This window comes from Vibrio sp. 10N.247.311.14 (assembly GCF_041467715.1).
Lineage (GTDB): Bacteria > Pseudomonadota > Gammaproteobacteria > Enterobacterales > Vibrionaceae > Vibrio > Vibrio crassostreae_C.
Map to the genome: position 1 here is coordinate 54,823 of NZ_JBFSVE010000020.1, position 23,933 is coordinate 78,755.

A 23,933-nucleotide genomic window follows, 5' to 3' on the forward strand; every position below is an offset into this window, starting at 1 on the left:
CAAAGGAAAGTTATGGGACTCGCGATAATTCATAGCCGAGCTAGTGTGGGTGTAGAGGCGCCAGAAGTGACCGTTGAGGTGCATATAAGCAACGGAATGCCTGGCTTCACGCTGGTGGGTCTACCTGAAACAACGGTCAAGGAATCTAAAGATCGAGTGAGAAGCGCGATCATCAATTCTCGCTTTGAGTTTCCATCGAAAAGAATCACGGTTAATCTCGCCCCAGCCGATTTGCCCAAAGAAGGTGGCCGTTTTGACCTGCCCATCGCGCTTGGGATTTTGGTGGCGTCAGATCAGCTTCCGACATCAAAAATAGCTCAACATGAATTTATCGGTGAGTTGGCATTGTCAGGAGAACTTCGCTCGGTAAAGGGCGTTTTGCCTGCGACGTTAGCCGCCGACAGTGTAGAGCGATGCTTAGTTGTCCCACATCATAACGGTGATCAGGCTGCGCTGGTGGGCAAGGGAGCGCATAAATCTGCACAAACCTTGTTGGAGGTTTGTGCTGACATGTGTGGACAGGCTCAGCTTGGGCTATATAGAACGGAACATCATCAGGCTGATGTTTCAGTGCTTCGCGACCTACAAGATATTATCGGCCAACAACAAGGAAAGCGAGCTCTAGAGATAGCCGCTGCTGGGAATCATAACTTATTGTTTCTTGGCCCACCCGGAACCGGAAAAACTATGCTCGCTTCTCGACTGCGTGACCTATTACCTGAAATGAGTGATGACGAAGCGATGGAAACCGCGTCGGTGGCCTCGTTAACGCAACAAGAAATCAATCAATACAACTGGAAGCAACGACCTTTTCGCTCTCCTCACCATTCCAGTTCAATGGCGGCATTAGTGGGTGGTGGTTCGGTGCCTCGCCCCGGAGAGATCTCTTTAGCGCATAACGGCTTATTGTTCTTAGATGAGATGCCGGAGTTTGAGCGCAAGGTGCTTGATTCATTACGAGAGCCACTAGAGTCGGGCGAGATCATTATCTCCCGTGCTGCGGGCAAGACTCGTTTTCCTGCGCGTTTTCAATTGGTCGGTGCACTTAACCCAAGTCCAACGGGTTATTACGAAGGTAACCAGGCGCGCGCCAACCCACAGATCATCCTGCGTTACCTCAATCGCTTATCTGGGCCCTTGCTGGATAGGTTCGATATGTCATTGGAGATACCTCTGTTGCCAAAAGGAATGTTGGCCGAAGGCGGTGATCGCGGTGAAACCACTCAAGTAGTTAAGCAAAGGGTTAGGCAGGCGCGAGAGTTAATGCTATCTCGCAACCATAAATCGAATGCACTGTTAGGTAGCCGAGAAATTGAGAAGTATTGCCCACTGCGACGCGAAGATGCAGAGTTTCTTGAGACAGCACTACATCGCTTGGGTTTATCGATTCGTGCTTATCATCGAATTATTAAGGTGGCACGAACCATTGCCGACCTTGACGGTAACGAGCAGATCGAAAAGAAACATCTATCAGAAGCGCTAGGCTATCGCGCGATGGATCGCTTGCTGAAACAACTCACGGCTCAAGCTGTCTAGCAAGCAGAAAAAGCCTGCTTAGATGCAGGCTTTCGTTGGATTGCAGTTCATACTCGCTAAGGTTAGAACTTGTAGTTCAAGCCAACTGAAACTATATATTGAGACTCGTCGTAGAAGGTAATGTTCGAGTCGCTGGTGCCGTAGCCTGCCAGTGAAATAAACGACCAGTTTTCCCAATCCATGAATTGATCATACTCATAGGCGGCGAATAGGTTGATATTGTCGTCGCTGCGTTTCTTGTCGTAGATCGGGTTGCTCGCATCGTAAGAGCGTTGGCTGTAACCCGCTGTTAGTGCGTACTGGTGACGCCCCATGCCACCAAACAAGCTTACCTCACCACCGAATTGGTCGTAAGATTCAGCTTTACCATCAGCATCACGTGTTTGATAGATGACGGATGGAATAAGCATCATGGTACGACTGAGTGGCAGGCGATATTGACCTTTCAAGTAGAGAGTATTGGCATCTCGTTTGAGCTCTTGATCTTGAATATCATCCTTGTCGACATCTTTGGTCGCATAGGCCATGTCTAGCGAGAAAGCTGAGCCCGCAATGTTGCTTAGCTTCAAACGAAACGCATTGCCAGTTTCATCGGTCTTGGTGCGAGCTGATGTGGTGTTGTATGGATCAGCCCAAGTTTCACCAGACATAATGGTTGGCAGCAGTGAAGCGTCGATCACCATGCCTGACTCAAGTTGGTATTTGTAACCGACTTCGAGAACTACAGTACCTGTTGCTACATCATCTCGCGCGGTACCTGTGTATACCTGATGGTTTAGCTTTTCACCAAAGGTATAAGCAACACTACCTAAAGGAGCAACCAGAAAAGAGCTTTCCGAAGAAGCCTTCTGATCTGTGGATGAAATATTGCTATCAGCATCGGTATTAAAGTTCGAGGTGGAAGAGGTAACCCCGGTATTGAGAGAGATTTCACCACTGAAACCTTGTTGGTCTGCAAGCTTGGCAAAAGCGGGAGAAGCCGCAACGCTCAATGCCAAGAGAGTTATTTTTATTTTCATTCAAGGGCTCCTTGCCCACCGGTTCTTAGGACGGGTTATTAATAGCAGTAAAGCTTTAAACTTCCAGGTTAATTATTTATCAATAATGATTTTTGAACTAGCAAAAAAAAAGGAAGCCGAAGCTTCCTTTCATCAATGGCTTACTTCTTTAATAAGAAGTTCACGAGCTCGAAGTACTCATCAAGAGAGTTGATACCTTGAGCTTCTACTAGGTAGCGGTTGTTAACCACAACAGCGGGTACACCTGAAAGGCCGCTGTCTTTGAATGCTTTGTCGAAGCGACGAACCATAGAATCTACAGCAAAGCCGTTATACGCAGCATCAAATTTCTTCGCATCAACGCCTTCGTCTAGGAAGATTTGACGCAGTTCTTCTTCATCACGTGGTGGCTTGTTCATTGTGTGGATGCGGTTAAACATCACTGGCACCATTTTATCTTCAACTTTCAGTGCAATCATTGTCGCGTAAGCTTTGCTCATTGGCAGACCCATGTTGCCACCCATGAATGAAACATGGTTCTTCTGTAGCTTAGCGTCTTTAGGTAGCTGTTGTTTTAGCTGCTGGATGATTGGCTCAAAGCTATTACAGTGTGGGCAGTAAAAAGAGAAGAACTCTGTCACCATTGGTTTTTTTGATGCTTCTAGGTCGAGAACTTTGTAGTGTTCACCTTCGTTAAATTTCGCAGCGTGAGCGGTAAGGCTCAACATGATCAATGAGAAAAATGCGAATAGCTTTTTCATTTATCCAATCTCCATTATGTTTGAATTTTTATCTAGTTGTATGTTGCGATTGCTGTTACCACTGAGGCATTAACGAAAGTGGTGGCTCTTGCAGGGTAGCAATTTGCTCTTTACAAGCAAGTACTTGTTGCTCCCAATATTTCGGATCATTAAACCACGGGAAGGCCAGAGGAAACGCAGGATCGTGCCATCGTTTCGCCAACCATGCCATGTAATGCACCATACGTAGACCGCGTAGTGGTTCGATTAGTTTCAGTTGTGCGGTATTAAAATCGCAAAACTCTTGGTAACTCTCTAGCAAAATATCCAGTTGCATCAGCTTATCTTGGCGCTCGCCATTGAGCAGCATCCACAGATCTTGTATCGCAGGGCCGTTACGTGCGTCATCAAGATCGACGAACATTGGCCCATCGCGCCACAAAATATTGCCAGGGTGGCAGTCACCGTGCAGGCGGATATTCTCAATGTTGCTCGGCCACTGGCTCTCTAGCTCTTTGATCAGAAGGTCAACGTCATTGAAGAAGGCATTTTCTAGGTGCGTCGGGATAAACTGAGAGTTCTCTAGAATCTTACGTGGCTGATAAAGGTATTCATCTAAGCTGATGGTCGGGCGATGCTGGAATGTTCTTCCCGCGCTGGCTTTATGAATACGACCAAGAAAGCGTCCTACGCCTTCCAATTGATCTAGATTGTCAACTTCATACTGTCTGCCGCCAACACTTTCAAATAGTGCAAATAGGTAGCCTTGGTATTCATGTAAGGTTGCACCGTTGATTCGCATTGGAGGCGCAACCGGCATCTCTTGTTCGATAAGCTCGAGTGCGAAGTCATGCTCTTCTTGGATCTGTGCCTTGTTCCAGCGTTGTGGACGGTAAAACTTAACGACGTAGCGCTTACGGTCTTCATCGGTGAACTGATAGACACGGTTTTCGTAACTGTTGAGAGCGAGAAGCCCGGATTCAGCGCGAACTCCGATGCTCTCCAGTGCGTACCACATGAAGTCAGGAGTCAGGTTATCAAAGTTAAAGGCTTGCATCGTCATAGAATAAAAAAGGCTCATTACTGAGCCTTTTTCCATTTATTGGGTTGTTATACCAAGCACTACGGTGCGGGTATCAGAGCTTCTTGATAAAGCGGCTTTCGACTTCCATCGTAAACTCTTCATTATCCGAGAGTATAAACTGAATTGTCGAAACTGGTGAGCTCAGTTTTTCTGGGTCGGCGCCCAAACTGATAGGTAGGTTCAAAACCTCGCCTGGATCGACAGTAATCGTCTGTTTACCATACCAGATAGAATCGGGCAGTCCGCTAACATCGAGTTTGTACTCTTGCTCTTGTTGAGTCTTGTTGATCACTTTCAAGGTGTAGGTGTTTTCAACCAACCCTTGGTTATTGACTCTAAACAGTTGGTTTCGGTCACGCAGAACACTTAGGCCGGCAGGATCAACGCTCGCGATTTGGGCGAAGAACAAGCCCAGCATCACGATCAAGATAGCGCCATAGCCCAACAGCTTGGGACGCATTACCTTGGTCGAGTGACCTTCAAGTCTGTGCTCGGTGGTGTAATTGATCAGGCCTTTCTCATAGCCCATACGCTCCATCGTGTTGTCACAGGCATCAATACACGCGCCGCAGTTAATACACTCGTATTGCAGGCCGTCACGGATATCGATACCCGTAGGGCACACTTGTACACACAGATTACAGTCAATACAGTCGCCTAGACTAAGCTCTTTTGGATCGGCTTTACGAGAGCGAGGGCCACGGCTTTCACCACGTTCTGTGTTGTAACCAACGATGAAGGTGTCTTTATCGAACATTGCCGACTGGAAACGCGCGTAAGGACACATGTGCAGACAAACAATTGAACGCATCCAACCCGCATTGGCATAAGTACATCCAGCAAAGAACAGTACCCAAAACACCGGCCAGAAAGACGAGTTAAAGGTAAAGAAGCCAACCACTAACTCTTTGATTGGGATGAAGTAACCAACAAAGGTTAAGCCCGTCGCAATGGCAATCGCCCACCACGCAATGTGTTTGAGGGTTTTTCTGAGGATTAAATTGCTCGTCAGTTTGCCCGAGTCTTGTTTTCTTCGCTTATTGGCAGCGCCTTCTAGCTTCTCTTCGAACCAGATGTACATGAAGGTCCAGACGGTTTGTGGGCATAAATAGCCACACCAGACACGGCCTAAGAAGGTGGTTATGAAAAACAGGCCAAACGCGGCAATCATAAATAGGATCGCGAGTAGGGTCAGATCTTGCGGGTATAAGGTGGTGCCAAAGAAGTTGAACTGTTGGCTGCCGATATCGAGCAAGATCGCTTGGCGTTCACCAAAGGGAATCCATGGGATAAGCGCAAAAAGTAAAAGTAAGAACCAACCGCCATAGCGACGCAGTTGTTGGAATTTACCTTTGCTTTCTCGAACATAGATTCGGTTACTTGGGTTAAATCGATCTCCATTACCTTTATGTGTTTTCGGGTTAAAGGTTTTAGGAGTCACATCTTTGATATCGATTTTATCCTGACTCATGGACTATCCTTTTTGTGGCTTGTTTGCCCGGTTAAGTCGGGCATGACGACATTACTTGAAAGTATGGTTTAGAGAACCCGTTGAAATTGAGCTTGGTGCATTTGTTGTTATCGCACTCACTCTTATTATTTTAGAAGATTCTTATGGATGGCGATTATAGCGACAATCTTGTTCTCATTTCTTTAACGCTATCAACCTTTAACAACAAAAGTCATAACAGTTGTGACGAAAAAATAGCGAACAGAAACAAAAAAGCGACCTGGTGGTCGCTTTTTAAAATTGAGTATTTTATCTATACGGCAATTGAGTTCTAAACAAACGGGCGACTAAAGAAGGCCACGTGCTTTTAGAATTGCGGTTTTGAAATCATCTTCTTGGTCTTTTTTCAGGCCCGGGATCATTTCATCTTTTTCGCTGTTGCGCATTTTTAGGTGGTAGATAAGAACATCGTCAGTCAGTTCTTCAAGCTTGCCTTGGTAGCCCGCTTCTTTTGATAGCTTAATGATGAACTCTAATAGGTTAAGCTCTTGATCTTTCTGCCACTCAGGCTCCATCAGTTCAAGCAGTTCTTCAATGCGGTGACACTTCATACTTTATTTCTCCACAAATTTTATAATGATTTGTGGCTAAGGTATCAAATCGGGTAGGGAATACCAATGTGTAAACACATTTCAAGATGGGAGCGGGCAAGAAAAAAGCGCAGTAAAAACTGCGCTTTTTGTTAAGCGGCTTTAATCACTTTTGTTGTAGTCGGTGCTAATAAAGCAGTCTTCTCAACTAGAGTCATTGTAGGAGCCAATTTCTTAGCCGTTGGAGCAGCAACAAAGCCACTACGACGACGCATCGCACTACGGTTGGTGTGCGAGAACCTGACAGCTGTTGGGCGCATTAATTTACCTAACGGTCAGGCATATCCATTGCCAATCTAATGGCCTGATTTACCATGAGATCCACCTCAATTACTTGAAGCGTCACTCGTCTGGCTTTCGCCAATCCGAAGAATAAATCAGGATAATGATATGCATGCATATCAAGGCTTAGATTATCACTATCTAAGTTATCGATCGACGCTTGAGTGATAAATAGACAATATTAGAGCTAAAATAGTGTGAGCAGTATATTTGAGTTTGAACCTCTTTCAGGCTTAAGATGATGCTTTAAAGGAGGTGCATATGTCGTTCTTAAAGAAAACGTTAGCAAGTTTTGGAATTGGATCTGCCAAGGTGGATTCTGTATTGCAACAGGAAGTGCTTTATCCAGGCAAGAAGGCGAGCATTATGGTGCATGTCTATGGTGGCGCTCAGCCACAAGAGATCGACAATATCGATCTCAATTTGTGCTGTCGTTACGTCAAAGAAGTTACCATGAACTCGCAAAGGCAAGAGGGCGGTCAAACACGTCGAATGCACCAGACATACTCGTTGGCCAAATGGAGCCTGCCGTATGCCTTTGTTATTCAGCCGGGTGAAACCCGTGATTTTGAATGTGAGTTTGATGTCCCGCTGAATACACCAGTCACGATTGGTGATTCAAAGGTGTGGCTAGAAACCGGGCTCGATATTGCGATGGCGATTGATCCATCGGATAAAGACATCTTAACGGTGCGCCCTGACGCACTCCTCGATGGTATTTTTAACGAACTTGAAGCTCAAGGGCTGCGTATTCGCCAAGTGGAGTGTGAAGCGGTAGAAGGCTTTGAACTGCCATTTGTACAAGAGTTCGAGTTTGTTCCGACGACGGGTCCTTATCATGGCCGTTGGCGTGAGCTTGAGGTTGTAGCTCATCGTGATGAAACTGAGCTTAAGTTGTGGTTTGAGATAGACCGCAATCGCGACGGTGCCAAAGGCATGTTGGCGAGCTTATTGGGAGTGGGTCAGCTACAGCGTCAATTGAGTGTGCCATTGGATACCTCACCGGAAGAAGCCGGCAAGATGGTGGTTGAGTATCTAGATAGCGCCTCTTAGTTGGTTCTTTAGCTTTAGAGAGCCAAGCCTCATCACACAGTTTAGGCGTCATTAATGTCATAAAAGATGTCATGAAAATTTAAGCTTACACGTGTAAGCTTAATGTGCAATACTAGGTCAATTGAACATTTACTCTAGTAGGATACTCATGTCTGCATCATCAGCTAGCGAATACAGTGATATCGAAGAACACGCTAATGCGATAACCCATGGTTTGGGCGTCGTGCTTGGCGTGGTTGGTCTGATCTTGTTGTTGATTCGCGCGTTTGATTACCAAGCCGACATGTTGACGGTTGCTAGTATGGCAATCTATGGCAGCAGTATTATCCTACTCTTTCTTGCTTCCACGCTTTATCACTCGATCACCACAGAAAAAACCAAGCGTTTATTGAAAACCCTCGATCACTGTGCAATTTATTTACTCATCGCAGGTAGCTACACCCCGTTTTTATTGGTTGGCTTAAGAACCCCATTGGCGATGGGCTTGATGGCGGTTATCTGGGGAATTGCGCTGGTCGGTATCATCATGAAGATTGCCTTCGTCTACCGATTTAAGCGTCTATCGCTGTTCATTTATTTAGCGATGGGCTGGTTGTCGTTGATTGTGGTGTATCAACTGGCGATGAATATTGAGATGGGCGGCTTGGTGTTATTGGCGCTCGGCGGCGTGATCTACTCGTTGGGTGTTATTTTCTATGTGGCAAAACGCATCCCTTACAACCACGCCATCTGGCACTTGTTTGTGTTGGCGGGTTGCGCTTGCCATTTCTTCGCTATTTATTTGTACGTGACTCCGGTTTAGCGAGCCAGTACCTCAGTAATCTCAGCTTTAATCTGATATTCAGGGTGTTGTTCTAGGTCGATCTTGATGAGCTTGCCCTCTTCACCCGTCTTTGGTCGTAGGTATGTGTCGGCCATTCGTTTGATTGATTTCCACACTGCAATTTCTTCTTTTGCCAAAAACTCACCTTCTGCAGTAAATACGCTGATGTTAAGTGATACCAAAATGACCGCTTGAGTGCCTTGGTTGGTGATGGCTGTCGGAATGATAAGCTCACCATCTTCATAGCGACTTGCACCCAGTACAACATCCACTCCTGACTGAGAGAGCTGTAAGCTAGGCTTTTTACTATTAACCACAATCGTAGTGCCACGCGTGTTCGTTGCGACAGGTACGGCGACGACAGGGGCTGCTGCAATAGGCGCTGCTGAAACAGGCACTGCGATCTCTGATGTTGTCGCTGCTGCTTCCGTTTGCTTCGGTGCCACGTATTGCCAAGTAAAATCATCTTTGAGTAACACTTGTTTGCCATCAGGCAAGGTGACCATTTGATCAGCAAAGGCAGAACTTACGAATACTGAGTTTGCGAGCAATGCGCCAGTGAGAAGTAGGTATGATTTCATCGTGTTTCCTTGATTTTGTGCTTGGTTAACGTCGCCAAAAGGCTGGGAAAAATAGAACAATGAGCGTCAATATCTCAAGTCGCCCCATCAGCATTCCTAAACTTAGCAACCATTTAGCGGCGTCGGGCAGTGGAGCAAAGTTCCCGGTTGGACCGATCACGCTGCCCATACCTGGACCAACGTTGGCAACGGCTGTGATAGCGCCAGATATACTGGTCACGGGATCAAGTCCCATTGCGCTCAAGCCGCCTGCAATTAGGATAATCGTAATAAAGAACATCAAACCAAATGCGACCAGTGAACGCACAATGTCGTCATTCACTGGTCGTTGGTTATAGCGTTGAACAAATACGCCCGACGGGTGAATCAGTTTCATCATCTGTTTATGAAGCATGGTCATCGCGATCTGGAAGCGGAAGATCTTGATACCGCCAGAGGTTGAACCCGAGCACGCGCCCGCCATCATTAGAAACGCAAATAAGGTGGTTGGCAGTGCGCCCCACGCGGTGAAGTCTTCTAAGCCAAAACCGGTTGTAGTCACAACAGATACAATGTTGAACATCGAAACACGCATCGCATCCATGACTGTGTAGTCATCTCTAACCACCAACCATGTCGATATCACGGCACTGGTGACTAAGAATAGATACGTGAAGCCTCTCACTTGCGCGTCTTTGTAGAGGATTGAGAGTTTTCTACCACGCAGTGCGCTGACAAACAGTAGGAATGGCAGACCGCCAAGGAACATGAACAGGGTTCCTACCCAGTGAGCGCTGTTGGAGAAGTGGTTCATTGAGCTATCTGATGTTGAGTAACCACCCGTCGACAGTGTTGTGAACGCGTGATTGATCGCATCAAAGATGCCCATGCCTGCAAACAAATAACTAATAATGCATAAGCCTGTCAGAACCAAATAAACCGCCACGATGTTTTTCGCGACTGTTTTCGCTCGTGGGCTACTTTTATCTGACCAATCGGATGATTCGGTTTGGAACAGGCGCATACCACCGACGTTGAGCATTGGTAGAACCGCTACCGCCATCACGATGAAGCCGATACCACCTAACCATTGCAGTATTGAACGCCACAACAGAATGCTTGGTGCCATGCTGTCTAAGCCGCTTAATACGGTTGAGCCTGTTGTGGTGATACCAGACATGGTTTCAAAATAGGCGTCAGTGAAGCTGATGTGGTTGATGAAGACAAACGGCAGTGCAGCAAAGGCACTGGCAATAGTCCAGACCAGAGAGGTGATAAGGAACATGTCCCGCACCCCTAATCGAAACTTAGCTGAACGGCCTAAACTCAAGCAGATAAACGCCACTATGTGCGTGATCACGACCGATTGACCAAACTCGAGGAAGCCACCGGTGCCTGTGAAAAAGGCAACCAATGTAGGGATGTACATGAAAAGGGCGAGTTTTGATAACACTAACCCTATCACTAATAATATCGGACGAAAGTTGACCATAGCTTAATAGACCATAGCTTTAATTGATTACAGCTTTGTGCCGGAGCGTCGTTCTCATAAAAAGAAAGTTGCGAGAACGATGCTTACGAGAACAAGGCTATAAGAAGAACGGGCTCGGTTGGAATAGAGACTCAACATCAGGTACGTATTTCTTGTCCACTAGGAACATCACTACGTGGTCATCTTGTTCGATTACGGTTCTATCGTGTGCGATAAGTACTTCTTCTCCGCGAACAATCGCACCAATGGTGGTGCCCGGTGGCAGTTTGATGTCGCCAATCGCTCGGCCAACCACTTTAGAGGTGGTTTCGTCACCGTGAGCAATCGCTTCGATCGCCTCAGCAGCGCCGCGACGTAGAGATGATACGTTTACAATATCAGCACGACGAACGTGAGTAAGCAGCGCAGAAATGGTCGCTTGCTGTGGAGATATCGCAATATCAATCACGCCACCCTGAACAAGGTCGACATAAGCGCCACGTTGAATCAGTACCATTACCTTCTTGGCACCCATTCGCTTCGCCAGCATTGCTGACATGATGTTGGTTTCATCTTCATTGGTTAGGGCGATGAACACATCAACTTGATCGATGTTCTCCTCGGTCAGCAGCTCTTGGTCTGCTGCATCACCACAGAATACGATGGTGTTTTCTAATTCTTCAGATAGCTTCTCGGCGCGAGTGTAGCTGCGCTCGATAAGCTTGATACTGTAGCTCTGTTCAAGGCGTTTAGCCAAGCTTGCACCAATGTTACCACCGCCAACAATCATGATGCGGCGGTACGGCTTCTCTAGGCGTTGTAGTTCACTCATTACTGAGCGGATATGGTTACTCGCTGCGACGAAGAACACTTCATCATCGGCTTCAATGATGGTGGTGCCTTGTGGGCGAATAGGGCGACCTTGACGGAAAATCGCGGCAACACGAGTATCGATGTGCGGCATATGCTCACGCAAAGCAGACAGTGCGTTACCAACCAGTGGACCACCGTAGTAGGCTTTTACTGCTACTAGGCTAACCTTCTGTTCAGCAAAACTCACAACCTGCAGTGCACCTGGATATTGAATCAGGCGCTCGATGTAGCTGGTCACTAGCTCTTCGGGTGCAATCAGGTGATCGACTGGGATAGCACCTGATTTGAAGAGCGCTTCTTTCTCTTCTAGATATTGAGGAGAACGAATACGAGCAATTCGGTTTGGCGTATTAAACAGAGAGAAGGCAACCTGACATGCGGCCATGTTGGTTTCATCCATGTTGGTTACGGCAACCAACATGTCGGCATCTTGCGCGCCCGCTTCACGTAGTGTGTTCGGGTGGCTGGCATAACCGTTTACAACCCTAAGGTCGTATTTGTCCTGAAGTTCACGAAGTCGGTCGGCATTACGGTCGACGATCGTGATGTCATTGTTTTCACCCACTAGGTTTTCAGCAAGGGTACCGCCAACTTGTCCAGCACCTAGAATAATGATCTTCATAGCCTTTCTCTTATTTTTTGCCGTTGTAATTCTAGTGATCTCTTTTCGCTTTGATAATGCACTAGAAAGAAACAGCGGCTAAGAAATAAATTCTTAGCCGCTGTTAGTTGTTATGCTTGTTTTACTAGAACTGCGTAGTAGAAGCCATCCATATCTTCTTCACCAGGCAGTATTTGACGACCCGGTTTTTCGATATCAGACCCAACCAGCGTTGCGTTCACGGTACGCTCTAAGAATGCTTTCACTTGCAGCACGTTTTCTTGCGGCGTGATAGAGCATGTCGCATAAACCATGGTGCCGCCTTCTTTTAGCTGGCGCCACATTGCATCCAAAATCTCACTTTGCAGCTCTGCTAGTGCATCAATATCAGAGGCACGGCGTAGCCACTTAATGTCAGGGTGACGGCGAATGACGCCAGTCGCTGAACAAGGTGCATCAAGTAGGATACGGTCGAACTTATCACCCATCCACCACTCTTCTGGGTAGCGAGCATCACCACAAATTACGTCGGCACGCAGTTGTAGACGCTCAAGGTTATCGTAAACGCGGTCTAGACGTTTAATGTCGCAGTCAATCGCAACCACTTCAGTGTCTTGAGTGTGCTCAAGAATGTGTGCCGTTTTACCACCTGGCGCAGCACAACAATCTAAGATCAGCTCACCATCTTTTGGTGTTAGGTAGTCAACCGAAAGCTGAGCGGCAGCGTCTTGCACTGATACCCAACCTCTGTCGAAGCCAGGAAGCAAAGTAACATCACAAGGTGCAGCTAATTTTATGGCATCGGCTGCTTCTGGGTGCAATGTGTATTCAATGTTTTCGTTTTTAAGTAGTTCAACATACTCGTCACGAGTGTGGTGTTGGCGGTTAACGCGCAGCCACATTGGTGCCTTACTGTTGTTTGCTTCAACCAGTTGCTCCCATTGATCTGGGTAGCTCTCTTGAAGCATTTTTAGAATCCAGCTTGGGTGGCCGTATTTGCCTGCATTGTGACTAACGGCTTTCTCGTCCAGTTCTTCTTGGTCACGTAGGTAGCTACGTAGCACAGCGTTGATCAAACCACTCAGGCTTGGACCACGCAGTGTTTTAGTGCCCTCAACCGTTTCAGCAACCGCGGCATGCGAAGGGATACGCATGAAGCTTAGTTGGTAAATGCCCACCAAGATTAGGTGGTGGAATACACGCTTTTTACCTTTAAGCGGGTTTTCCATCAGTTCGTTAGCGATTGACTCTAAACGAGGCAGGTAACGAAGTGCGCCGTAGCAAATCTCTTGCAGTAGAGCATGGTCTCGTGGACGGATCGTTTTTTGAGCCGCAGGGAGAGCGTGTGACAGAGAGTGGCCTTTATCGACAACTTGGAATAGGACATTTGCAGCAGCAGCGCGAACATTCATGAGGGGTACCGAATATTTATTTGAATACATGAGGGCATCTCTGCCCTCGTAAAGGTTTTCTAAGCTGCGTAATTAGCAGCTTTAAAAGCGGATTAAGAAAGTTGTGTACCAACTTCAAACCAGCTTGCACGTGAGTTCAAGATATCCTGAACTGACATGGCTTTTTTACCTGGAACTTGCAGTTGTTCAAGAACAAGTACGCCTTGCCCTGTCGCAACATAGATACCAGTTTTATCCGCTTGCAGAATGGTACCTGCAGGCTTATCAGAAGTTTGCTCTGCCACACGGCTTTGCCATACTTTAATGCTGTTCTCAGCAGCTTCAAAGTGACTCATTGGCCATGGGTTGAAGGCACGAACGCAGCGCTCAATATGCGCAGCTTCATCACTCCAGTTGATACGCGCTTCTTCTTTGCTTAGCTTCTTCGCGTAGTTCGCAAGCTCATCGTCTTGCTTTTCTGCAACTGCTTTGCCAGAAGCGATGTCCGCTAGACATTCAACAAGCGCATCAGGGCCAAGGCCCGCTAATTTCTCGTACATAGATGCGCTAGTATCTGTCGCTTCGATAGGCAGCGTCGCGATACTTAGCATGTCGCCAGTATCTAGGCCGATATCCATCTGCATGATCGTCACGCCTGTCTCTTTATCACCCGCCCAAATAGAGCGTTGAATCGGAGCAGCACCACGCCAGCGCGGTAGGATAGAGCCATGTACGTTGATACAACCTAAGCGAGGCGTATCTAATACAACCTGCGGAAGCAATAAGCCGTAAGCGACAACAACCATGATGTCAGCGTTCAATTCAGCTAGCTCTTGCTTAGTCTCATCTGACTTGAAGTTTTCTGGTTGGTAAACCGGAATATTGTTTTCAAGTGCGATGTTTTTTACTGGGCTCGCAGTGAGTTTTTTACCGCGGCCTGCTGGGCGATCTGGCTGTGTGTAAACAGCAACAACTTCATGCTCCGAAGACAACAACGCCGCCAAGTGACGGGCGGCGAAATCCGGAGTACCTGCAAAGACAATTCTTAAAGACTGACTCAAGGTAGGCTTCCTTCTAATTTAGTAATAGCAGCGGTTATTAACCTTGTTTCTCGTTGAAACGTTTAATCTTCGCTAGCTTATCTTGGATACGTTTACGCTTTAGTGGCGATAGGTAATCAACAAACAACTTGCCTTCTAGGTGGTCAAGTTCGTGCTGAACACAGATAGCCAGAAGGTCGTCAGCGTCGAATGTGAATTCGTTGCCGTCACGGTCTAGTGCTTTAACCGTTACTTCTGCAGCGCGAGGTACTAGAGCTCGAGCGCCTGGTACAGATAGGCAGCCTTCTTCGATTCCATCTTCGCCGCGCTTCTCAGTAATTTCAGGGTTGATAAGCACCATTGGCTCATCACGTGTTTCTGAAATATCGATAACAACGATGCGTTGGTGGAAATCTACTTGCGTTGCCGCAAGGCCGATACCTTCTTCGTCGTACATGGTTTCAATCATGTCATCAACGAACTTTTGAATCTCTGGGGTAACTTCTTTTACCGGTTTCGCCACGGTACGTAGACGATCATCTGGTAATGTTAATACTTGTAATACAGACATATACACTCGAAATATTGAACTGTGCCGAAACAGCTTAAACCTTGTTGGCTCAATTCTAGACATTTTAGAGGTCAAATGACAGCATCCTGATGGTAATTCTCCAATCCGATGTCATATATACAGACCAAGGAAGCTAGGTCATGCGTCATATTTACTCCACTTTATCGCTTGTTTTTTCCTCAATTTCTTTTGCCGTGGTGGCAGAGAATAGTGAACAACCTTTAACCATTAAGCGAGGTGCGCCAGAGGCTTATGTGGTGGTTAAGGGCGACACCTTGTGGGATATCTCTGCGATGTATCTCGATAGCCCTTGGTTGTGGCCAAGGTTATGGCAGGTGAATCCAGAGATAGAAAATCCCCACCTTATTTATCCCGGAGACAAACTGTCGTTGGTTTGGATTAATGGTGAACCTGTCTTGAGCCTCAAGCCTGTTATCAAACTCAGCCCTAAGATTCGAGTCTCGGAGAAGAAAGCAGTACCTACCGTCAACGAGGGGTTGGTTTTGCCTTATTTGCAGTCTGATCGCTTGGTAGAGCAGCAAGATATCGAATCGGCACAACGAGTATTAGGAACCAGTGATGGTAAACGTTTCTTATCGGGTGCAGACCGGTTGTTTATCTCAGGTAACCAACAACATCAAAAGTGGGGTATCTACCGCGCAGTTGAAACCTACCAACGGCAGCAACCCCAAGCAAGTATGACCTCTTTGCGTTTGGTCGCCACTGCGCGCTTAAAAGATGTGGATGATGAGTTCAGTAGCCTACAGATAGACACTCAGCTGCAAGAGGTATTGCTGAACGACCTTGTGCTACCAGAACTTGGTGTTGATCAGGTGAAGCTCTCTACCACGTTTTATCCTGCACCTAGTGCGGCGGGTCAATTTGCTAATATCTTGGGCTCATTAGATGGCAGCCAATACAGCGCGAAGAATCAGGTGGTAGTGATCAACAAAGGTTCACAGGATAACCTTCGCCAAGGTTCTATGTTTACCCTCAGCGAAAGCGGTGCGGTGGTGTTTGGTAAGCAAGGTGAATACAGTTATAAAGAGTCTGCGGCGAGCGATAAGGTGCAATTGCCAAGTACCTCGCTGGGTAGCTTGATGGTCATTCGTCCTTATGAGTATTTTAGCCTCGCGTTGATCACTCAGAGCTCTAAGCCTGTTAGCAAGGGCATTCTGGCAGTATCGCCTTTGGATCTTGCTTTGACAGAAGAGGTTAAGGGCACCGAGTGAATGAGCAACAACTGAGTGCTTGGCTAACTCTAAGTTTTGTTCCTCAATTGGGTGGCAAACGCCTTTCTCGCCTGCTGAGTATCGATTCCCCTTCGAACATTGTTGGCTACTCAAGCCAGCAGCTGCAAGTGATGGGTTTATCAGGCAAACAAATTTCTTATCTAAGAGAGCAAGCCCCAAGAGAAGTGGAGGCTTGCTTATCATGGCAAGCAAAACAGCCTAACCATCACATCATAACCCCGAATTGCCCACATTATCCCAAACTCCTCAATGAGATTGCCTCTGCGCCCAGTGTTCTTTTCGTTAAAGGTCACGTTGAAAAACTGATTGAGCCTCAAATCGCAATGGTCGGCAGCCGTAATGCCAGCCTCGAAGGGCTGCAGACAGCGAAGTCCTTTGCCAAAGAGTTTGTCCAAAACGGTTTGATTGTCACCAGTGGATTAGCGTTGGGCATTGATGGTTATGCTCATGATGGTGCTCTAGATAAAGGAGGGGAGACTTTCGCGGTGTTGGGTTCAGGCTTGGACTCCATTTACCCTGCACGTCACCGAAATCTAGCGGATAGAATTTGTGAGAATGGCGCGCTGATCTCAGAGTTCCGTCCAAGCGCTAAACCTCGACCTGAACATTTCCCGCGGCGTAACCGTATTATAAGTGGGTTATCGCTCGGAACCTTGGTAGTTGAAGCGGCTGAGAAGAGTGGCTCTTTGATTACAGCTCGCTATGCCATGGAGCAAGGTCGAGAGGTGTTTGCGCTGCCTGGTTCAATTCATAGCCCAACCAGCCGAGGAGGTAATAGCTTAATTAAAGCTGGCGCATGTTTGGTGCAAAATGCTCAAGATGTTCTGATTGAAATAAAGAGTCTGTTAAACTGGTCTATAGATCAGCAGCCGAGCTTATTCGAACCTACGCCGAATGAGGGTGAAAATGAACAATTGCCATTTCCACAGCTGTTAGCTAACGTAGGATTAGAGACGACACCCGTTGATATTTTGGCACAGAGAACCCATATACCTGTGCATGAAGTCATGATGCAGCTTTTAGAGCTTGAGCTCTCAGGGCATGTTGTTGCAGTTTCCGGTGGCTATATTCGAAAGGGGAGAGGCTAAGCTATGATGATGGACATACTGATGTACTTGTTTGAAACCTACATCCATAGCGATTCTGAATTGCAGGTGGATCAAGACGAACTTGAAGATGAACTTCTTCGAGCGGGGTTTCACCAAGATGATATTTATAAGGCTCTCCATTGGTTAGAAGACCTTGCTGCACTGCAAGATACCGATAACCAAGCGGCGATTACTATGTGCTCTAATACCTCGATGCGTGTTTACACAAGTAAAGAGATATCACGTATTAATATGGAGTGTCGTGGTTTCTTGTTGTTCCTTGAGCAGATCAACGTCCTCACGACAGAGATTCGTGAAATGGTGATTGATCGTGTCATGGGGTTAGAGACCAATGAATTTGAGTTGGATGATCTGAAGTGGATTATCTTAATGGTACTGTTCAATGTACCGGGTAATGAAAGTGCTTACACGCAAATGGAAGAGCTGTTGTACACCAAAGAGCAAGGTATCTTGCATTAATACAGGCTTATCATGAGTAGTAAGATTGATAATCAGCTTTTTTCAGCACATGAACATGCGTTAGAGCATGAACCATGTCCACAGTGTGGTGGGGAGCTTCAGCTTCGCCATGGTAAGCACGGCCCATTTTTAGGCTGTAAGCAGTATCCGAGCTGTGATTACATCAAGCCTCTTCATCAAAATGATGGTCATGTGGTGAAAGAGCTGGGCGTTCCGTGTCCTAAATGCCAAAACGAATTGGTATTAAGGCAAGGTCGCTTTGGGATGTTCATTGGCTGTAGCAGTTATCCAGAGTGTAATCACATCGAATCTTTGGACCAACCGAAAGAACAACCTGAAGAGCAGCCACTTGTTGCCTGCCCTGAGTGTGGTCGAGGCCACTTGGTTGAGCGTAAATCTCGCTATGGCAAAACCTTCTATGCGTGTGATAACTACCCTAAGTGTAAGTTCGCCGTTAATCAGCCACCTGTTATAGGTCGTTGTGAACAGTGCCAGTTCCCGTTGTTACTTGAGAAGAAAACAGCCAGTGGTACCAAGAAGCAATGCGCTGATCGCAAGTGTCACCACATTCAATCTCAATAACTCGATATTATAGACACAAAAAAACGGCGCTCACTGAGCGCCGTTTTTGTATCCAATAAACTTTTTATATCAATAAGCCAATGTAGGCTTACTTCATCTGCTCAGCAAACTCATGCACAGCAGGGTAGGCTTGCTTATCAAGAATCTCAGCCAATGAGCACAAAGCTCTTTGTAATTCTGCGTTGTAGTCAGCGCTCACGTTAATGTGACCCATCTTGCGACCTGCACGCTTTTCTTTGCCATACCAATGAACATGACAACCACCTTGAGCAAGAATAGCCTCAGGAAGAGTATCTTCGCCAAGAATGTTGATCATTGCGGTTGGACGAATCAGTTTAGTGCTACCTAGTGGCATGCCACACACTGCACGTAGGTGGTTTTCAAACTGACAAGTCTCTGCGCCTTGTTGCGTCCAGTGGCCCGAGTTATGAACACGTGGTGCAATCTCATTAACAAGCAGTGAACCTTGAACATCAAAGAACTCAAGTGCTAGCACGCCAACGTAATCTAAACGCTCAGCAATGGCAGTGAACATGGCTTTAGCTTGCTCTTGCAGTTCAATGTCATCAATCGCTGTCGATAAGCTCAACACGCCGTCGGTGTGAACATTCTCAGCCAGTGGATACACTTGAACCTCGCCATTGGTATCACGAGCACCAACCAGTGATACTTCGCGGTCAAACGGAACAAACTCTTCAGCCACAATCGCTTGGTTGTCGGTCGCGGTAATGCACTCAGCCATTTCTGCCCAAGTCGCGTCAACATTGTCTAATGTCTTTAAGCGCCATTGGCCCTTGCCGTCGTAGCCGCCAAGTGTGCTCTTCAACACCATTGGTAAGCCAACGTGAGCAATTGCAGCGTCAAAGTCTTCGCGAGAGTTAACCACGTAGTACTTAGCATTCTTCACGTTCGCTTCGTCTAACAGGGCTTTTTCAAGACGACGGTCACCGCCAGCTTTGATTGCTTCTGTTGTCGGTAAGAACTTACCGCTGCGCTCACACACCTCAAGTACATCGTGAGGAATATGTTCGAATTCAGCAGTAATGACGTCCGCACGCTCAATCGCATTTTCTAAGCCGTTACCTAGAATCGCTTGCGTTAATGGGTGAACAATATTTTTGCTGCCAACATCAAAAGCAGAAATTTCAATATTCAGCGGTGCCCCAGCTAGGGACATCATGCGAGCAAGTTGGCCCGCGCCTAACACAAGAACATGCATGGAAATTAGTCCTCAGCAGGGTTTGGATTAGCCAGAACCGTTTCTGTTTGCTCAGAGCGGAACGCTTCTACTTTTGCCATCACTTCTTCATTGTGAGTACCAATGATTTGAGCTGCTAAGATACCAGCATTGGCAGCGCCAGCTTCACCGATAGCCAAAGTACCTACCGCAATGCCTTTTGGCATCTGTACGATAGAAAGCAGAGAATCCATGCCCTTCAGTGCTTTAGACTGAACAGGAACACCTAAAACAGGTACGCTTGTGAAAGCTGCAGCCATGCCCGGAAGATGCGCAGCACCGCCAGCACCAGCAATAATCACTTTAATACCGCGCTCTTTCGCACTGGTTGCGTAATCTGCAAGCAACTGAGGTGTGCGGTGAGCAGAAACCACTTTTGTTTCGTACGCCACGCCAAACTGATCCAACATTTCTGCAGCTAGCTTCATTGTTGGCCAATCAGATTTAGAACCCATGATAATACCGACAGTCATCTCAAACTCCTTCAGGTACGATTTAATTAGTGATTAGATATTTTGCGCGCATTATACGGGTAAAATTGCTTAAGGAAAACGTTTGCGTCAGTCTAAGTTGTTAATTGATACATTTTATAAACAAATAGCTTTAGTCACAGTGAATGATAATTTGTACACTTAGCGAGTTCGATAACAGAATTAATGAGGCAACCCTTGGATAACTTTCAACATACTTTGCAGGCATTACAACAAGGTGAAGTCATTGCTTACCCGACTGAAGGCGTTTTTGGGGTCGGTTGTGATCCCGATAATCCACAAGCCATTAAGAAATTGCTCGATTTAAAACAGCGGCCGATGGAGAAAGGGTTGATCCTAATTGCTGCGAGTTACGAGCAGTTGCTGCCCTATATTGATGAAAGCCAGTTGACGGAAGCGCAGTTAGCGACCGTAAAAGCAACATGGCCGGGACCAGTGACTTGGATAATGCCAACCAGCAGTAAAGTAACTGACTGGGTCAGTGGCCAATTTGAATCCATCGCGGTGCGAGTGACGGATCACCCTTTAGTTCAAAGAATGTGTAATGAATTCGGTAAGCCGTTAACCTCGACCAGTGCTAACCTGACAGGTGAACCGCCTTGTATGACGACTGAAGAAGTTCAACAGCAACTGGGTCAACATTTGGTGGCTATTTTAGAAGGTCAAACGGGTGGCCGTGAGAAGCCAAGCGAAATTAGAGATGCAAAAACGTCGAAAATATTAAGACAAGGTTAAACCCTGCAAAGGAAGAAAGATGTCAGCAATTGATAAAGAAGCAGTAAAACAATTTTTACTGAGCCTACAAGATTCGATTTGCCAGCAGCTTGAGCAAGCTGATGGCACTGCACTGTTTGAAGAAGATGCATGGCAGCGTGAACCTGGCGAGCGCCTTGGTGGCGGTGGTCGAACTCGCGTGATGACCAATGGTGCGGTATTCGAGCAAGGTGGGGTTAATTTCTCTCACGTAGCGGGTAAGGCGATGCCTGCCTCAGCCACAGCTCACCGCCCTGAATTAGCCGGACGTAAGTTTGAGGCTATGGGGGTTTCATTAGTTATCCACCCTAAAAACCCATATATCCCAACCTCACACGCGAACGTTCGATTCTTCATTGCGGAAAAAGAAGGGGAAGACCCAATTTGGTGGTTTGGTGGTGGTTTTGACTTAACGCCATTTTATCCTTTTGATGAAGACTGCCAATCTTGGCATCAAACCGCTAAAGACCTGTGTGCGCCGTTTGGTGATGACGTTTATCAAGAACACAAGGAATGGTGTGATAAGTACTTCTATCTGCCTCACCGTGATGAAACACGTGGTGTTGGTGGTCTGTTCTTTGATGACTTAAATGAGTGGGGCTTCGATAAGAGCTTTGCTTATATGCAGGCGGTCGGTGAAGGTTTTACAGCCGCTTATCTACCAATAGTTGAGCGTCGTAAAGCGACACCTTATAGTGAGCGCGAGCGTGACTTCCAGCTATATCGTCGTGGTCGCTATGTTGAGTTTAACTTAGTGTATGACCGAGGCACCTTATTTGGCCTGCAAAGTGGTGGTCGCACAGAGTCTATATTGATGTCGATGCCGCCATTGGCTCGCTGGGAATATCGCTACGAACCACAAGCAGGTTCACCAGAAGCTCTGCTTTATAGCGACTACCTAAAGCCTCGAGTTTGGTAGTTCTTCCTTCCTTATAGGGATAGTGATAGGGTCATCTATATAGATGACCCTTTTTTATTTCTGTTAGGTAAGGATATGACACAGCAAGTAGATCGTTATGCCGTTTTCGGTAACCCTATTGGGCAAAGCAAATCGCCATTCATTCACACATTATTTGCTCGCCAAACCAGCCAACAACTTACCTATACAGCACTCCAGCCAGAACAAGGTGAATTCATCACTGCTGCTCAAGCATTTTTTAGTGAAGGTGGGAGAGGGTGTAATGTCACTGCGCCATTTAAAGAAGATGCTTATCAGTTCGCTAATCGCCTGACTGAGAGAGCTGAACTAGCAGGTGCTGTAAACACACTTAAGAAGCTCGATGATGGAGAGATCATTGGTGATAACACCGATGGTGAAGGTTTAGTTCAAGACTTGCTTCAACATCAAGTTGCGTTAAAAGGAACTCGCGTTCTTCTTCTTGGCGCTGGTGGTGCTGCGAGAGGAGTGATTCAACCTCTTCTCGACCAAAAACCGCAGCAGTTGGTGATTGCTAACCGAACCAGTTCAAAGGCAGAACTATTGGCTGAGATGTTTTCTTCACATGGAAACATCAAAGGAATGGGGTTAAGCGATGTTAATGAAGGGTTTGATGTCATCATTAACTCGACCTCGTCTGGTTTAAGTGGTCAGCTTCCTGAAGTGTCTGAGGTGATTTTCAATTCTACTAGCGCCGTTTATGACATGGTTTATGGAGCTGGAACGACGGTATTCAATCAATGGGCATTAGATAATGGTGTTCATGCTGCTTATGATGGTTTGGGTATGCTAGTGGGGCAGGCAGCAGAAAGCTTTATGCTTTGGCGTGGTCTTCGTCCGGGAACAAAACAGATTTTAAGAGAATTACGTAAAAACCTAGAGATGTAATGAGGTGTTTATAAAAAATGAATCAATCAATTCTATTTCCTGATATCCAAGATTGGGATGAAGAGAGCCGAACAATCACGTTCCCAGCACAACAGTCGGGCGCATTGATTGAATGTGTCATGTCTATTGAGGAATTATCACAATTGGCAGGAAGAGATATAGAAGAAGGCGATCAAGCTTTAGTTATCTTTTCAGAGTTACGTTTCGATATTGAAGAGCTAGCGGAAGAGTTAATAGAAGAAGAGGAGTATGACTCCTCTAATCGGATTCAGATCAAAGCGCTTTAGACTGGAAGTACAGAGTCTAGATAGTCATTTTTATTCTGAACATAGTTGTCTGCAGACTTCTGTAAAAAGGCACGCTCTTTATCATTTAATGGGCGTGCTTGTTTTACTGGGCTTCCTACATAGAGATAACCACTTTCAAGTACTTTGTTTGGTGGCACCAAGCTACCAGCACCAATCATCACTTCTTTTTGGATAATCACGCCATCCAACACGATCGCTCCCATACCCACAAGTACACGATCTTCAATGGTGCAGCCATGCAGCATTACTTTATGTCCGATAGTGACATCATTACCTATTAATAGAGGATAACCCTCAGGGTTTTCTGCATTCTTATGGGTGACGTGCAAGACACTACCATCTTGGATATTCGTTCTCTCTCCGATATAAATGTGGTTCACATCTCCTCGAGCTGCAACCAAAGGCCACACGCTAGAGTCGTCACCGATTTTGATATCCCCAACCAGTACCGAACTTGTATCTATATAGACACCTTGTCCAATCTGAGGGGATATTCCTTTATAACTGCGCATTGAACTCATAAATCCTCCTTTATATAGGCACCTTAAGCCCTTAATTAAGGGGAATACTAGTGAAAATGGGGTGTTTTGAACAAAAAACGCTCGAACAATCAAAAAAGTAAGAAAAACTTCAAAAAGGGCTTGCCAGTGTGATCGAAATCTCTATAATGCGACCTCGTTGAAACGGGAAGGCTTCGTAAGAAACCAAAACGAATCAGCAGGTCAAATTAGCCAAGCTAAGCGCTTGAAAAAAGTTTTGAAAATAGTGGTTGACACTAAAACTTAAATCGCTA

26 protein-coding genes are annotated in these 23,933 nt (G+C 46.4%); 11 read left to right on the forward strand and 15 right to left on the reverse strand.

Annotated elements, in window-relative coordinates; translation table 11 throughout:
• Nucleotides 1-12: 12 nt before the first annotated feature.
• Nucleotides 13-1,536 carry a YifB family Mg chelatase-like AAA ATPase gene (locus tag AB6F11_RS09620; protein ID WP_017058783.1) on the forward strand — a complete coding sequence of 508 codons (1,524 nt, stop codon included), beginning with the start codon at nucleotides 13-15 and terminating at the stop codon, nucleotides 1,534-1,536.
• Between the two features lie 62 nt (nucleotides 1,537-1,598).
• Here the strand turns inward: AB6F11_RS09620 and AB6F11_RS09625 are convergent, their stop codons facing one another.
• The 6 genes from AB6F11_RS09625 to AB6F11_RS09650 form a co-directional block, all read right to left on the reverse strand.
• The gene (locus AB6F11_RS09625; RefSeq protein ID WP_102393474.1) at nucleotides 1,599-2,555 is read right to left on the reverse strand and encodes a DUF2860 domain-containing protein; all 957 of its coding nucleotides are present in this window, start codon (nucleotides 2,553-2,555) and stop codon (nucleotides 1,599-1,601) included.
• Nucleotides 2,556-2,695: 140 nt separating this feature from the next.
• Nucleotides 2,696-3,295, reverse strand: a complete 600-nt coding sequence (locus tag AB6F11_RS09630) for a thiol:disulfide interchange protein DsbA/DsbL (protein WP_017063015.1) — start codon at nucleotides 3,293-3,295, stop codon at nucleotides 2,696-2,698.
• A 55-nt stretch (nucleotides 3,296-3,350) separates the two neighbouring features.
• The gene (locus tag AB6F11_RS09635; protein ID WP_017058781.1) at nucleotides 3,351-4,337 is read right to left on the reverse strand and encodes a serine/threonine protein kinase; all 987 of its coding nucleotides are present in this window, start codon (nucleotides 4,335-4,337) and stop codon (nucleotides 3,351-3,353) included.
• A 73-nt stretch (nucleotides 4,338-4,410) separates the two neighbouring features.
• The gene (ccoG, locus tag AB6F11_RS09640) at nucleotides 4,411-5,829 is read right to left on the reverse strand and encodes a cytochrome c oxidase accessory protein CcoG (protein ID WP_017063014.1); all 1,419 of its coding nucleotides are present in this window, start codon (nucleotides 5,827-5,829) and stop codon (nucleotides 4,411-4,413) included.
• Between the two features lie 326 nt (nucleotides 5,830-6,155).
• Entirely contained in the window at nucleotides 6,156-6,419 is a 264-nt protein-coding gene (locus AB6F11_RS09645; RefSeq protein WP_009848104.1) for a YihD family protein, read from the reverse strand.
• A 131-nt stretch (nucleotides 6,420-6,550) separates the two neighbouring features.
• Entirely contained in the window at nucleotides 6,551-6,718 is a 168-nt protein-coding gene (locus tag AB6F11_RS09650; RefSeq protein WP_004739323.1) for a hypothetical protein, read from the reverse strand.
• A 283-nt stretch (nucleotides 6,719-7,001) separates the two neighbouring features.
• Between AB6F11_RS09650 and AB6F11_RS09655 the strand changes: the two genes are divergently transcribed.
• Nucleotides 7,002-7,793: a sporulation protein gene (locus AB6F11_RS09655; RefSeq protein ID WP_102393475.1), complete on the forward strand. Its 792-nt coding sequence runs from the start codon at nucleotides 7,002-7,004 to the stop codon at nucleotides 7,791-7,793.
• A 148-nt stretch (nucleotides 7,794-7,941) separates the two neighbouring features.
• Nucleotides 7,942-8,595, forward strand: a complete 654-nt coding sequence (locus AB6F11_RS09660) for a hemolysin III family protein (RefSeq protein ID WP_102393476.1) — start codon at nucleotides 7,942-7,944, stop codon at nucleotides 8,593-8,595.
• Here AB6F11_RS09660 and AB6F11_RS09665 read toward each other — a convergent pair.
• The 6 genes from AB6F11_RS09665 to def all read right to left on the reverse strand — a co-directional run bounded on the left by AB6F11_RS09665 (nucleotide 8,592) and on the right by def (nucleotide 15,123).
• A complete protein-coding gene (locus AB6F11_RS09665; RefSeq protein WP_102393477.1) occupies nucleotides 8,592-9,197 on the reverse strand; it encodes a DUF3157 family protein in 606 nt (201 codons plus the stop codon). The two genes, AB6F11_RS09660 and AB6F11_RS09665, sit on opposite strands and share 4 nt — an antisense overlap.
• A 25-nt stretch (nucleotides 9,198-9,222) precedes the next feature.
• The gene (locus AB6F11_RS09670) at nucleotides 9,223-10,668 is read right to left on the reverse strand and encodes a TrkH family potassium uptake protein (protein WP_102393478.1); all 1,446 of its coding nucleotides are present in this window, start codon (nucleotides 10,666-10,668) and stop codon (nucleotides 9,223-9,225) included.
• Between the two features lie 97 nt (nucleotides 10,669-10,765).
• Entirely contained in the window at nucleotides 10,766-12,142 is a 1,377-nt protein-coding gene (trkA, locus tag AB6F11_RS09675) for a Trk system potassium transporter TrkA (protein WP_004735766.1), read from the reverse strand.
• A gap of 110 nt (nucleotides 12,143-12,252) precedes the next feature.
• On the reverse strand, nucleotides 12,253-13,533 hold the full coding sequence (gene rsmB, locus AB6F11_RS09680; RefSeq protein ID WP_102393479.1) for a 16S rRNA (cytosine(967)-C(5))-methyltransferase RsmB: 1,281 nt from the start codon (nucleotides 13,531-13,533) through the stop codon (nucleotides 12,253-12,255).
• A 92-nt stretch (nucleotides 13,534-13,625) separates the two neighbouring features.
• On the reverse strand, nucleotides 13,626-14,573 hold the full coding sequence (gene fmt / locus AB6F11_RS09685) for a methionyl-tRNA formyltransferase (RefSeq protein WP_102393480.1): 948 nt from the start codon (nucleotides 14,571-14,573) through the stop codon (nucleotides 13,626-13,628).
• Between the two features lie 37 nt (nucleotides 14,574-14,610).
• Entirely contained in the window at nucleotides 14,611-15,123 is a 513-nt protein-coding gene (gene def / locus AB6F11_RS09690) for a peptide deformylase (RefSeq protein WP_017058772.1), read from the reverse strand.
• A 140-nt stretch (nucleotides 15,124-15,263) separates the two neighbouring features.
• Between def and AB6F11_RS09695 the strand changes: the two genes are divergently transcribed.
• From AB6F11_RS09695 to AB6F11_RS09710, 4 genes are read left to right on the forward strand one after another with little or no spacing between them, the layout of a single operon-like run.
• Complete coding sequence (locus tag AB6F11_RS09695; RefSeq protein ID WP_102393481.1) at nucleotides 15,264-16,355, forward strand: LysM peptidoglycan-binding domain-containing protein; 1,092 nt, start codon at nucleotides 15,264-15,266, stop codon at nucleotides 16,353-16,355.
• A complete protein-coding gene (gene dprA / locus AB6F11_RS09700) occupies nucleotides 16,352-17,464 on the forward strand; it encodes a DNA-processing protein DprA (RefSeq protein ID WP_102393482.1) in 1,113 nt (370 codons plus the stop codon). Before AB6F11_RS09695 ends, dprA begins: the two co-directional genes overlap by 4 nt.
• A 3-nt stretch (nucleotides 17,465-17,467) precedes the next feature.
• On the forward strand, nucleotides 17,468-17,944 hold the full coding sequence (locus tag AB6F11_RS09705; protein ID WP_029235095.1) for a DUF494 family protein: 477 nt from the start codon (nucleotides 17,468-17,470) through the stop codon (nucleotides 17,942-17,944).
• 12 nt (nucleotides 17,945-17,956) lie between these two features.
• Entirely contained in the window at nucleotides 17,957-18,526 is a 570-nt protein-coding gene (locus tag AB6F11_RS09710; RefSeq protein ID WP_017063003.1) for a type I DNA topoisomerase, read from the forward strand.
• Nucleotides 18,527-18,614: 88 nt separating this feature from the next.
• Here AB6F11_RS09710 and AB6F11_RS09715 read toward each other — a convergent pair whose 3' ends face one another.
• On the reverse strand, nucleotides 18,615-19,745 hold the full coding sequence (locus tag AB6F11_RS09715; RefSeq protein ID WP_102321074.1) for a 5-(carboxyamino)imidazole ribonucleotide synthase: 1,131 nt from the start codon (nucleotides 19,743-19,745) through the stop codon (nucleotides 18,615-18,617).
• A gap of 5 nt (nucleotides 19,746-19,750) precedes the next feature.
• The gene (purE, locus tag AB6F11_RS09720; RefSeq protein ID WP_004735777.1) at nucleotides 19,751-20,236 is read right to left on the reverse strand and encodes a 5-(carboxyamino)imidazole ribonucleotide mutase; all 486 of its coding nucleotides are present in this window, start codon (nucleotides 20,234-20,236) and stop codon (nucleotides 19,751-19,753) included.
• Between the two features lie 195 nt (nucleotides 20,237-20,431).
• On the opposite strand from purE, the gene AB6F11_RS09725 reads away from it, so the two are divergent.
• The 4 genes from AB6F11_RS09725 (at nucleotide 20,432) to AB6F11_RS09740 (ending at nucleotide 23,119) form a co-directional block, all read left to right on the forward strand.
• Nucleotides 20,432-20,989: an L-threonylcarbamoyladenylate synthase gene (locus AB6F11_RS09725; protein WP_004735778.1), complete on the forward strand. Its 558-nt coding sequence runs from the start codon at nucleotides 20,432-20,434 to the stop codon at nucleotides 20,987-20,989.
• A gap of 19 nt (nucleotides 20,990-21,008) precedes the next feature.
• Nucleotides 21,009-21,926: an oxygen-dependent coproporphyrinogen oxidase gene (hemF, locus tag AB6F11_RS09730; RefSeq protein ID WP_102393483.1), complete on the forward strand. Its 918-nt coding sequence runs from the start codon at nucleotides 21,009-21,011 to the stop codon at nucleotides 21,924-21,926.
• Nucleotides 21,927-22,001: 75 nt separating this feature from the next.
• Nucleotides 22,002-22,832 (forward strand): shikimate dehydrogenase, encoded by an 831-nt coding sequence (gene aroE, locus AB6F11_RS09735; RefSeq protein WP_102393484.1) that lies wholly within the window; start codon nucleotides 22,002-22,004, stop codon nucleotides 22,830-22,832.
• A 17-nt stretch (nucleotides 22,833-22,849) separates the two neighbouring features.
• Nucleotides 22,850-23,119: a DUF1488 domain-containing protein gene (locus AB6F11_RS09740; RefSeq protein WP_048611195.1), complete on the forward strand. Its 270-nt coding sequence runs from the start codon at nucleotides 22,850-22,852 to the stop codon at nucleotides 23,117-23,119.
• Here the strand turns inward: AB6F11_RS09740 and AB6F11_RS09745 are convergent.
• Entirely contained in the window at nucleotides 23,116-23,661 is a 546-nt protein-coding gene (locus tag AB6F11_RS09745; RefSeq protein ID WP_102393485.1) for a gamma carbonic anhydrase family protein, read from the reverse strand. The genes AB6F11_RS09740 and AB6F11_RS09745 overlap by 4 nt on opposite strands.
• Between the last annotated feature and the right edge of the window lie 272 nt (nucleotides 23,662-23,933).

Bases quoted from the DNA above. Each gene is read 5' to 3' on its own strand.
- trkA (WP_004735766.1), bottom strand. From the start codon at position 12,142: ATGAAGATCATTATTCTAGGTGCTGGACAAGTTGGCGGTACCCTTGCT.
- AB6F11_RS09665 (WP_102393477.1), bottom strand. From the start codon at position 9,197: ATGAAATCATACCTACTTCTCACTGGCGCATTGCTCGCAAACTCAGTA.
- AB6F11_RS09650 (WP_004739323.1), bottom strand. From the start codon at position 6,718: ATGCGCCCAACAGCTGTCAGGTTCTCGCACACCAACCGTAGTGCGATG.
- AB6F11_RS09715 (WP_102321074.1), bottom strand. From the start codon at position 19,745: ATGCATGTTCTTGTGTTAGGCGCGGGCCAACTTGCTCGCATGATGTCC.
- def (WP_017058772.1), bottom strand. From the start codon at position 15,123: ATGTCTGTATTACAAGTATTAACATTACCAGATGATCGTCTACGTACC.
- rsmB (WP_102393479.1), bottom strand. From the start codon at position 13,533: ATGAATGTTCGCGCTGCTGCTGCAAATGTCCTATTCCAAGTTGTCGAT.
- AB6F11_RS09620 (WP_017058783.1), top strand. From the start codon at position 13: ATGGGACTCGCGATAATTCATAGCCGAGCTAGTGTGGGTGTAGAGGCG.
- AB6F11_RS09630 (WP_017063015.1), bottom strand. From the start codon at position 3,295: ATGAAAAAGCTATTCGCATTTTTCTCATTGATCATGTTGAGCCTTACC.
- AB6F11_RS09635 (WP_017058781.1), bottom strand. From the start codon at position 4,337: ATGACGATGCAAGCCTTTAACTTTGATAACCTGACTCCTGACTTCATG.
- AB6F11_RS09710 (WP_017063003.1), top strand. From the start codon at position 17,957: ATGAGTAGTAAGATTGATAATCAGCTTTTTTCAGCACATGAACATGCG.
- aroE (WP_102393484.1), top strand. From the start codon at position 22,002: ATGACACAGCAAGTAGATCGTTATGCCGTTTTCGGTAACCCTATTGGG.
- ccoG (WP_017063014.1), bottom strand. From the start codon at position 5,829: ATGAGTCAGGATAAAATCGATATCAAAGATGTGACTCCTAAAACCTTT.
- AB6F11_RS09625 (WP_102393474.1), bottom strand. From the start codon at position 2,555: ATGAAAATAAAAATAACTCTCTTGGCATTGAGCGTTGCGGCTTCTCCC.
- AB6F11_RS09705 (WP_029235095.1), top strand. From the start codon at position 17,468: ATGATGATGGACATACTGATGTACTTGTTTGAAACCTACATCCATAGC.
- AB6F11_RS09695 (WP_102393481.1), top strand. From the start codon at position 15,264: ATGCGTCATATTTACTCCACTTTATCGCTTGTTTTTTCCTCAATTTCT.
- AB6F11_RS09745 (WP_102393485.1), bottom strand. From the start codon at position 23,661: ATGAGTTCAATGCGCAGTTATAAAGGAATATCCCCTCAGATTGGACAA.
- hemF (WP_102393483.1), top strand. From the start codon at position 21,009: ATGTCAGCAATTGATAAAGAAGCAGTAAAACAATTTTTACTGAGCCTA.
- purE (WP_004735777.1), bottom strand. From the start codon at position 20,236: ATGACTGTCGGTATTATCATGGGTTCTAAATCTGATTGGCCAACAATG.
- AB6F11_RS09740 (WP_048611195.1), top strand. From the start codon at position 22,850: ATGAATCAATCAATTCTATTTCCTGATATCCAAGATTGGGATGAAGAG.
- AB6F11_RS09645 (WP_009848104.1), bottom strand. From the start codon at position 6,419: ATGAAGTGTCACCGCATTGAAGAACTGCTTGAACTGATGGAGCCTGAG.
- AB6F11_RS09670 (WP_102393478.1), bottom strand. From the start codon at position 10,668: ATGGTCAACTTTCGTCCGATATTATTAGTGATAGGGTTAGTGTTATCA.
- AB6F11_RS09655 (WP_102393475.1), top strand. From the start codon at position 7,002: ATGTCGTTCTTAAAGAAAACGTTAGCAAGTTTTGGAATTGGATCTGCC.
- AB6F11_RS09660 (WP_102393476.1), top strand. From the start codon at position 7,942: ATGTCTGCATCATCAGCTAGCGAATACAGTGATATCGAAGAACACGCT.